This is a genomic window from Ferruginibacter sp., from assembly GCF_014377975.1.
Taxonomy (GTDB): domain Bacteria; phylum Bacteroidota; class Bacteroidia; order Chitinophagales; family Chitinophagaceae; genus Ferruginibacter.
In genome coordinates this window covers 1-9,164 of record NZ_JACMOO010000355.1, presented here as the reverse complement: position 1 = coordinate 9,164, position 9,164 = coordinate 1, and the positions used below count along the sequence as shown (strand labels likewise).

The following is a 9,164-nucleotide window of genomic DNA, read 5'->3' as shown; positions in this document are numbered from 1 at the left end:
TATTTACAACAGCAAATTAATGGCAGCGGGATCGAAGATATTAAGGGCTAAAACAAAAAAAATTTCGGGTAGTTTAGAAAATAATAAAGAAGCAATTTATAAATTTTATAAGCGGCGGGGTACGTTTATAAAACAATGCACCGCTAAAAAAGTAATTTGACAGCAACCAATTTCCTTATTGCTTTCTTTAGAAATACCGCCTTAATACTTATGGCAGTTATCAGTAAACTACTATTAGAATAACTTAAAAAATTACCCCATCAACGCATCTTAATACATTCTCCTTTGCTCAATAAAATTAAAGCCGTTCATCAACAAAGTAAAAACGGTGGTGGGTAAATGGCTTTGTTCCGAAAAAAAATACTCAGTCTGAACACCAGTAACAAACTGCAACTGCTGTTACAATAGTTTTATCACCGAAAACAATTTTCTCCCTGCAAAAAACTACAATTACCGGGCAGAGTTAGCTATGGTTTTAAAAAATGGTGAATATAAAATGTTATATCCCCTGCGGACATCTAAATGGGTTACCTAAACAGAATTGAAAATAAAAATAAATTGAAAAATATAATTCATTTTAATAAAAATGATAACACAATGACTGATCCCCTGCATTGTTTTATTTGCCTTCAGAATTTCCGTAGTAAAAAATATACTCATAAATTTATTGGTACAGGCGTTGAAACAACAATAAAACGGGATACGCTGCAACCCAGTGTACCATTGCAGGAATATGCAAAAAGATAAAAACGTTCCGGCTTGTTTAGAGCAAACAATGCAACCTAACTAAAAAAGCCCCGCCGTTGCAGGCAGGGCTTTACTAAAAGAATTTATCAAAAGTATCAAATGCTTTCGGCCTCTTTTTTCATATTTAATTTTCTGGCAAATACCAATAAATGAATAACTGCAAAAATGATGGAAATATACATCAATGTTCTGTCTGTATCAAAGCCAACCGTGTATTGATGTAGCCCTCCTGCAACCAACAGTAATACGCAAAGACCCAGCCCCACGTACCTTGCCAGCTTCATTCCTTTTCGGTTGGCAACACCCATTCCTAATAAACTATTTTTAACACCGTATACAAGATAAATATCCAGCCCAATTAACATCCAAACCAGCAACCGGATCCAGGTATCCATAGGTAAAAATACCATCATAAACAAACAAACGCCGATACCTAAAATAGGTACTAAGGGAACTAATGGTGTTTTAAAAGACCTGGGTAGTTCGGGCATTTTTACACGCATTACCCAAACCCCGATACACACAAGAATAAAAGCAAACAAGGTTCCGATACTGGTCATTTCGCCTACCACACGGGCCGGTACAAAAGCGGCAAACAAACTAACAAACAGCATAAATAATAAATTACTTTTTGACGGTGTTTGTGTTTTTGGGTTAATGGTAGAAAATATTTTTGGTATCAATCCATCTTTACTCATACTGTAAAATACCCTAGACTGCCCCATTAGCATTACCAGTATCACCGAAGAATATCCTGCCAGGATAGCCACCAGGATAGCCCGATTAAGCCATGGATAATCCTGCACAATAATACCTGCAGCATTCATTTTGCCCATGTGTTCAATGGCTACTGCAACAGGTGCAATGCCATCTTTGCCTGCAAAGGTTTTATAACTGGTAACACCGGTCATAACATGCGCAAAAAGTAAATATAATATTGTACAAATTGCCAAAGAACCCAATATACCGATGGGCATATCCCGTTTGGGATTTTTGGCTTCCTGTGCTGCAGTACTAACCGCATCAAAACCTATATAAGCAAAGAAAACAATGGCTGCTGCACGAATGATCCCGCTAAATCCAAAGGCGCCAAAGCTACCGGTGTTATCCGGGATGTAAGGATGATAATTGTCATTGTTAATATACTTCCATCCCAGGAATATAAATACCAGTACCACGGCAATTTTTAGCCCCACAATGATTGCGTTTACAAAGGCACTTTCTTTGGTTCCCTTTATTAACAATAAACTCATTAATACAATAATTGATACCGCAGGCAGGTTAATAATTCCTCCATCCCATGGCCCCACTGTTAACTGTGAAGGAAGGTGAACATCAAAGCCCTCGAGAAATTTTACCAGGTAGCGGCTCCAGCTGATACCTACGGTTGCTGCACCCACCGCATATTCCAGCACAAGATCCCAACCAATTATCCAGGCAATAAATTCGCCCATGGTGGCGTATGAGTAGGTATATGCACTTCCTGCAACAGGAATCATGGAAGCAAATTCTGCGTAACATAAGCCCGCAAACAAACAACCCAACGCTGCTACAATAAATGAAATTGTAATTGCCGGGCCAGCATGATTGGCTGCTGCCATACCGGTGATGGAAAACAAGCCTGCGCCAATAATAGCACCTATTCCCAGGGCAGTTAAACCCCAGGCACTTAATGTTCTTTTTAAGGTATGGCTACCTGTTTCCTGGGCCTCATTCATTAAAGTCGCCATTGGCTTTCTTACAAATAAACTCATAGTATCTTGTTAGTTTAGTAAATAATGTTTAGGCAAAATAATCAAAAATAACTTACCGGCATCGCCAATAATCATATTTAGCAGTGGTTTGTTCATAACAAGCATTAAATACTATCTTGCAAAACTATTTTTTAGGTATGGAAATTAAACCGGCAAAACGCAGTAAACTCACTTTATATATTGGTATTGCATTGATGGCTGGTGTCATTACAGGCTTTGTTTTGAACAAAAATTATGTGGGTAGCGAGAATACCAGCATTGCCAATGCCGACATTCAGTTAGTACATATTGATGAGGCGATGCTGCCTTTTGAAACGATAAAAGATACTGCCACCGGCAATGGATTGCAGGCGTTACAAAAAAAACTGATCGCTCAAAAAAAAGAAGCAGAAAAAAAACTGCTGACCACAACGGATGAAACGCAGGCCCTTGCCGAAATAAAAATTTTATCCGATTCTATTCAACACCTGCAATTAAAAATATCCCTGCTAAGCGATACTGCTTCATCCGCCTACAAAATATTGCAGCAAAAACGAGAAATTATTGCCACGCAAAAAAGCAATAACATTAAAGCAAGAGATACCAAACTGGATTGGTTTACAATTTTAGCAGACATATTTCTACGCCTCATAAAAATGATTGTGGCACCATTGGTATTTACAACCCTGGTGGTGGGTGTAGCCAAACTGGGCGATATAAAAGCGGTGGGCCGTATTGGTGGTAAAACCTTGCTGTGGTTTACAAGTGCTTCCTTATTAAGCCTGCTGCTGGGTATGCTGCTGGTAAATGTATTTGAACCCGGCAGCGCTATGCATTTGCCCCTTCCCGATAGCCATGTTACCACTGGTATTGACAAGGCCGCAATGACGTTGAAAGATTTTTTTTACCACGTTTTTCCTGCCAGTGTAATTGATGCCATGGCAAAAAATGAAATTTTACAGATTGTGGTATTTGCACTTTTTTTTGGAGTTGCCGCTGCTGCCCTCGGTCATATTGCACATCCAGTTGTAAAAGCGCTGGATGCCGTTGCACACATCATTTTAAAAGTAACAGGTTATGTAATGAACTTTGCGCCCATTGCTGTATTTGGTGCCATGACAGCCATTATTGCAAAGCAGGGAATCGGTATTTTAAAAACCTATTCCATTTTTATTGGCGAGTTTTATTTTGGCCTGGCTGTGTTATGGATAGCACTGATTTTAATCGGATGGCTGTTTATCAAAAACCGTGTATTTACATTAATACAAAGAATGAAAGAACCCATCCTGCTTGCCTTTAGTACTGCCAGCAGTGAAGCCGCTTTTCCAAAAACAATGCTGGAACTGGAACGCTTTGGTTGTAAAGATAAAATTGTAAGTTTTGTGTTGCCGCTGGGTTATTCGTTTAACCTGGATGGCAGTATGATGTACATGACATTTGCTTCTTTATTTATTGCGCAAAGTTACGGCATACACATGCCGCTGGGTACCCAGTTAACAATGCTGCTGGTACTTATGCTTACCAGCAAAGGTATTGCCGGTGTGCCACGGGCCTCGCTGGTAGTAATTGCCGGCACATTGGCAAGTTTTAATATTCCCGAAGCTGGTATAGCTTTACTGCTTGGCATAGATCCTTTATTAGACATGGGCCGTAGCGCCACCAATGTGGTTGGTAACAGTATAGCAACAGCGGTGGTAAGTAAATGGGAAGGCGAACTGGAAAATAAATAATTACAACTATTTTTACACGATTGATAACCTTTTTGTATGCTTGATTTAATTTTACTGGATTTTCACTGGATTCAATTATTGCAACCTCAATGGTACATTGAAAATGGAGGTCTGTGGTTTATTGTATTTGCAGTTTTTGCAGAAACAGGTTTATTTGTAGGCTTCTTTTTACCAGGCGACAGCCTGCTTTTTGTAACCGGTATTTTTAGCAACGACCTGGTACAAAAAGGATTGGGCATCCATATAAACAGTTCATTTGTTAACCTGGTAATACTGGGCATTGTAATTTCTTTGGCAGGTATTATGGGTAATTTTGTTGGTTATTGGTTTGGTAAAAAAAGTGGTCCTTTTTTGTTTGAACGCAAAGACACCTTTTTTTTTAAAAAAAAATATTTATTGCAGGCCAAAGATTTTTACGATAAACATGGCGGCGGTGCCATTGTAATGGCAAGGTTTATACCCATTGTAAGAACCTTTGCACCCATTGTAGCAGGCATTGTACAAATGGAAAATAAAAAATTTACTTTTTGCAATATTGCCGGTAGTCTGGCCTGGGTTTTTAGTATGTTATTTGCCGGCCATTACTTACAACAGTTTATTTTAAAGGTATTTAATTTTGATTTAAAGCAGCACCTGGAAATAATTGTACTGGGCATTGTTTTAGTTACAACTGTACCCATATTTTTAAAGTTGTTGCTGGATAAAAAAAAGAACAACAAAAAGAATCCGGTTAATTAGTGCTACATGCAAAAAACCTCCACTTCCATTTTTACAATTACGGTTCTGGTTGCGGCCCTTGGCTACTTTGTTGACATATACGATTTGCTGTTGTTTAATATTGTACGGATAGATAGTTTAACCGAAATGGGGCTTTCCGTTGCGGAAGTAAAAACCCAGGGCGAATTTATTATCAGTATTCAGATGTTGGGGCTTTTAATTGGGGGTATCATCTGGGGCATCATGGGCGATAAAAAAGGAAGATTAAGTGTTTTATTTGGTTCAATTATTTTATACTCACTGGCAAATATTGCCAACGGTTTTGTACAAACGTCTAACCAGTATGCTTTAACCCGTTTTATTGCCGGCATTGGCCTGGCTGGGGAATTAGGCGCCGGAATTACCCTGGTAACAGAATTGGTAAATAAAGAAAAAAGGGGCCTAAGTACTTCGCTGGTGGCCGGTATTGGCTTATTGGGCGCAGTGGCGGCATTTTTTATTTCGCAGAATTTTAACTGGCGCATTTGTTATTTTATTGGCGGTGGCCTGGGCTTCTGCTTATTGCTGCTGCGCATTTCAGTATTTGAAAGCGGTATGTTTACACAAACAAAACTATTGGGTGTTAGCCGGGGAAATTTTTCTATGTTTTTTACCAGCGGGAAGCGTTTCAGAAAATACGCATGTGCCATTTTAATTGGTTTACCCACCTGGTATGTAATTGGTTTGCTGATTGCCTTTTCCAATAATTTTGCAAAAGAATTCGGCATCACCGAAACGGTGTTACCCAAAGTATCTATCATGGTAGCTTATGCCTTTATTTCCATATCAGATTTACTGGCTGGTTTTGTAAGTCAGTGGTTAAAAAGCAGAAAAAAAGCGTTGTATATTTTTTATATCTTAACCATCATTTCTATCATCTTCTTTTTTAACCAGCAAAATGGAACTGCCGCAGGCATGTATGTTATTTGCGCCGCACTGGGTTTTGCCACCGGGTTCTGGGCTATTTTTGTTACCATGGCGGCAGAGCAGTTTGGTACAAATTTACGGGCTACCGCTGCCACTACTGTACCCAATATGGTACGGGGCTCAGTACCACTGATATTTTTAGTTTTTAAATGGCTGCAAACAGTTTTTTCAGCAACGCTCCATCCTTATATAACGGCAGCCTGGGTTACCGGCGTACTTGTGATGGTTACTGCAATTATTGCAGCTTATTTTACAGAAGAAACTTTTGGCAAAGATCTTAATTATACGGAGTAATAACGCTGGCAGATTGCTGTTAATATAATTGTAATTATGGGTAGCTTTCGTCAATAGCAATACTATTTGACTGTATTTTCGTTTATAAATTAATATGAAAAAATATTATTCCTTTTTGCTTATTATGTTGTTTTGTTCGCTGGCGGTGGCAGCGCAAAAACTACAGGTAGATGTTGATTATGTAACTTCTGATGCGTCGGCTGACAAACCGGTAATATTTTACACCCCCAACAAAAAATTAAGCTGGACTGATTTTAAAGGAAGGCCGGTGGCTGCCAGTGAAGCTGCAGCCATTACCAATGCAGGCTTTGGTTTTAAAATGGCCTTTCATTCTGAGAATAATGCAGCCACTTTGCATTTAACTGTTGATTGCACTTTTTCTATCACAGATAGCTGGGTTAAAAATAACCGTAAAACTCCTTACATTTTAAATCACGAGCAACATCATTTTGATCTGGCTTATCTGTATGCCATGCAGTTTGTTCATAATTTAAAAGTGGCTAAATATACCATGAAGGATTATAACAAAGTACTGGAAAAAATTTATACCCAGTGCCAAACAGATTTACTCTCCGCACAAGATGCCTACGATACAGAAACTAAAAATAGTCAGTTGGCAGACAAACAGGAAATGTGGGATAAAAAAATTGATGGCCAGATGTCGGCTTATCTGAAACAATAATTTCCCCGTTTTTAATTTTGAAATGATGACGCAGTGTATTTTGTACAGAAGGCTGAAGCTCATTTAAGGTATGCCGTAAAAGAGGGCGACGCAACGATTTTGCACATTGCTTCTTAGCCAGGACAAAAAATTGTTTAACGGTATACACATTTATAATAAATAATACTCACTATAAATGCTCTGCTGTGCGCACCCCGGGAGCTTTTATAAAATCCTGCGGAAATTTTTTCAGGTAACGCCACAGTATGCCTATAAACTGTGGATACTCTTTTAAATGGATACCGCGGCTTTTTACGGCCACCAAAAATGCAAGCCCGAAACTTACCGCAAAATTTAGAAATCCAATGCCGATAACTCCAATGATAGTGTACCACAATTCCTTTGTACCAACCTGATGATTGAGACCAAAAAACCCAATGGCGGTATTGGCTGCAGAAATAGTGATGTGCCGGATATCGAAGGGTATGCCAAATGTTGTGCCGATAAAACCAGCCATGCCCAAAAAGAAACCCAGCGAAATATTACCCATCAGGGAGCCAAGATTATTTTCTACATAACGCACAATTTTAGACCGGCGCTTTTCACTAAAACTATTTTTAAAAGACGGATGATTGCGGAGACGTTCTGAAATTTTTCCGTACACTACGTAATTTTCAACGTACCCTGCAATCAACCCGCTTGCAAATAAAAAAAAACCTGTAAAGCAGGCGTACAACCAGGCTAAACTATGCAGCGGCTGCTGATTGGTCAGTAGCTGATGTGCTGCTGCTCCTTCTGCAATTTTTACACCGGTGGCTTTAAAAAAAAGCCACGCCAAAATATAGGTTAGCGGAAATACAATGATAAGGTTACCAGTATAAGATGCCAGTTGCGTACGGCTAACTTTGCCGATTGTAATAGCAAGATTTCTAAGATCGGGTTGTTCGCCAATTTTTTGTGCATCGAAGGAACTGGCTACATTATTGGCTGTGTATGCAGGCTGTTTAGTAGCGAGCGTTGAGCCGGTATCCTGTATCAAAATAAACCCCAGCGAATAATTAGTGCTGTACAAAAACCCATGCCAGAAGGGTGCCATGGTTATTTTAGCCAGCAGGTTTTTTGTAATACCAATAAAAGAAATGATGATGCCTCCACCAACAGAACTTTTAAACATACGCCAGAAATCTTTACGGGTGGTGGTAATAAATTTTTCTCCTGTGCGTCCTCCATGTTCCGCAATCTGGTAAGCAAGGTAGCCGGTATTTTCACTTAAAAATTCAAGGATAGAATTTTTGCGGTTTTCATTGTGTACCACCGTTTTAAAATAGGCCACAAACCGTTGTGTATTAAACGAATTGTCTATGTCAAGTACATCCAAAATAATAAATAACCTGTTTACCTGCTGTTGCAAACGTGTAATAATAAATGTTTGGGCAAGGCTGGTACCGTATGCAATGCGTTGTTCCCTTATCCACTGAATGGTTTGATTACAGTTGTGCAAAGCTTCTGTAATATTGGCTAATAAAATGCGTTGCGTATCCAATGTTCCAACGCTGTGATGCAGGTGAAGATATTCATTCACTAACCTGTTCTGTTCCAAAAAAGGAAAGATGGCATTTTCAATATTTTCATATCGCTGTGTAATTTCCTTCTCCAGTCCCAGGGTAGCAATCCGGTAACTCAGTATTTGCAAAGATCCCTGCAGCTGCTTTATCAGCGCGGGTTCTGTCAAATTAATCTGTATACCCAGCACTTCAAAAAATTGCATCCACAAATCGTTGTTAATGCCATCCACCCAAATATGATCTCTTTTTTTATAAAATATACGGTTGATAACATATAAAAAATTATCCGGTGTTTGCAGCTCGGGTAATATTTTATGTAATATTTTGCCTCTAAGTTCCTGTACAAATCCACGGCTGCTTACAATACCGCTTTCGGTTAAGGCATTTACAATATTTGTTTTTAAAAATTGGGTCAGCAATGCCTTACGCAACGAAAAAAGAGAACTCCTGTCCTGCCCCATCTGGTACAGCAACGCTTTAAAACGCAGTGTGGCCTGGTCTGTATCTTTTGCGTTGTCCGGACGTATTGTATTAATCATTTCTACCAAAAAATCGAGGCTTCGGTTAGCAGAATGCAGGGGCAATACAATGGCCTGTTGCTTTTCTACCTTTGGTGGAACCTCTTTATTTTTTTTTGATAACCGGAGCATAGTTTGTAATAAGGGTAAAGGATTTATTTACGTAAAAAATTCTGTCTTTTATATAACCATGACAAATTTACTGGTGATTATGTTGCACCGGTTTGATACCC

7 protein-coding genes are annotated in these 9,164 nt (G+C 39.0%); 5 read left to right on the top strand and 2 right to left on the bottom strand.

Annotation, left to right across the window (positions count from 1 at the left end; translation table 11 throughout):
• Positions 1 to 558 precede the first annotated feature (558 nt).
• Positions 559 to 747 carry a hypothetical protein gene (locus H7254_RS17330; protein WP_301934166.1) on the top strand — a complete coding sequence of 63 codons (189 nt, stop codon included), beginning with the start codon at positions 559 to 561 and terminating at the stop codon, positions 745 to 747.
• 95 nt (positions 748 to 842) lie between these two features.
• Here the strand turns inward: H7254_RS17330 and H7254_RS17325 are convergent, their stop codons facing one another.
• Positions 843 to 2,501, bottom strand: coding sequence for an amino acid permease (locus tag H7254_RS17325; RefSeq protein WP_301934165.1), 1,659 nt, complete (start codon positions 2,499 to 2,501; stop codon positions 843 to 845).
• Between the two features lie 137 nt (positions 2,502 to 2,638).
• Between H7254_RS17325 and H7254_RS17320 the strand changes: the two genes are divergently transcribed.
• The 4 genes from H7254_RS17320 (at position 2,639) to H7254_RS17305 (ending at position 6,869) form a co-directional block, all read left to right on the top strand.
• Positions 2,639 to 4,210, top strand: a complete 1,572-nt coding sequence (locus H7254_RS17320; RefSeq protein ID WP_301934164.1) for a dicarboxylate/amino acid:cation symporter — start codon at positions 2,639 to 2,641, stop codon at positions 4,208 to 4,210.
• Positions 4,211 to 4,246: 36 nt separating this feature from the next.
• Entirely contained in the window at positions 4,247 to 4,948 is a 702-nt protein-coding gene (locus H7254_RS17315) for a DedA family protein (protein WP_301934163.1), read from the top strand.
• 6 nt (positions 4,949 to 4,954) lie between these two features.
• Positions 4,955 to 6,187, top strand: a complete 1,233-nt coding sequence (locus H7254_RS17310; RefSeq protein WP_301934162.1) for an MFS transporter — start codon at positions 4,955 to 4,957, stop codon at positions 6,185 to 6,187.
• A 94-nt stretch (positions 6,188 to 6,281) separates the two neighbouring features.
• The gene (locus tag H7254_RS17305) at positions 6,282 to 6,869 is read left to right on the top strand and encodes a hypothetical protein (protein ID WP_301923453.1); all 588 of its coding nucleotides are present in this window, start codon (positions 6,282 to 6,284) and stop codon (positions 6,867 to 6,869) included.
• Between the two features lie 169 nt (positions 6,870 to 7,038).
• Here the strand turns inward: H7254_RS17305 and H7254_RS17300 are convergent, their stop codons facing one another.
• A complete protein-coding gene (locus tag H7254_RS17300) occupies positions 7,039 to 9,063 on the bottom strand; it encodes a hypothetical protein (protein WP_301934161.1) in 2,025 nt (674 codons plus the stop codon).
• Positions 9,064 to 9,164 lie beyond the last annotated feature (101 nt).

Bases quoted from the DNA above. Each gene is read 5' to 3' on its own strand.
- H7254_RS17310 (WP_301934162.1), top strand. From the start codon at position 4,955: ATGCAAAAAACCTCCACTTCCATTTTTACAATTACGGTTCTGGTTGCG.
- H7254_RS17300 (WP_301934161.1), bottom strand. From the start codon at position 9,063: ATGCTCCGGTTATCAAAAAAAAATAAAGAGGTTCCACCAAAGGTAGAA.
- H7254_RS17305 (WP_301923453.1), top strand. From the start codon at position 6,282: ATGAAAAAATATTATTCCTTTTTGCTTATTATGTTGTTTTGTTCGCTG.
- H7254_RS17325 (WP_301934165.1), bottom strand. From the start codon at position 2,501: ATGAGTTTATTTGTAAGAAAGCCAATGGCGACTTTAATGAATGAGGCC.
- H7254_RS17320 (WP_301934164.1), top strand. From the start codon at position 2,639: ATGGAAATTAAACCGGCAAAACGCAGTAAACTCACTTTATATATTGGT.
- H7254_RS17315 (WP_301934163.1), top strand. From the start codon at position 4,247: ATGCTTGATTTAATTTTACTGGATTTTCACTGGATTCAATTATTGCAA.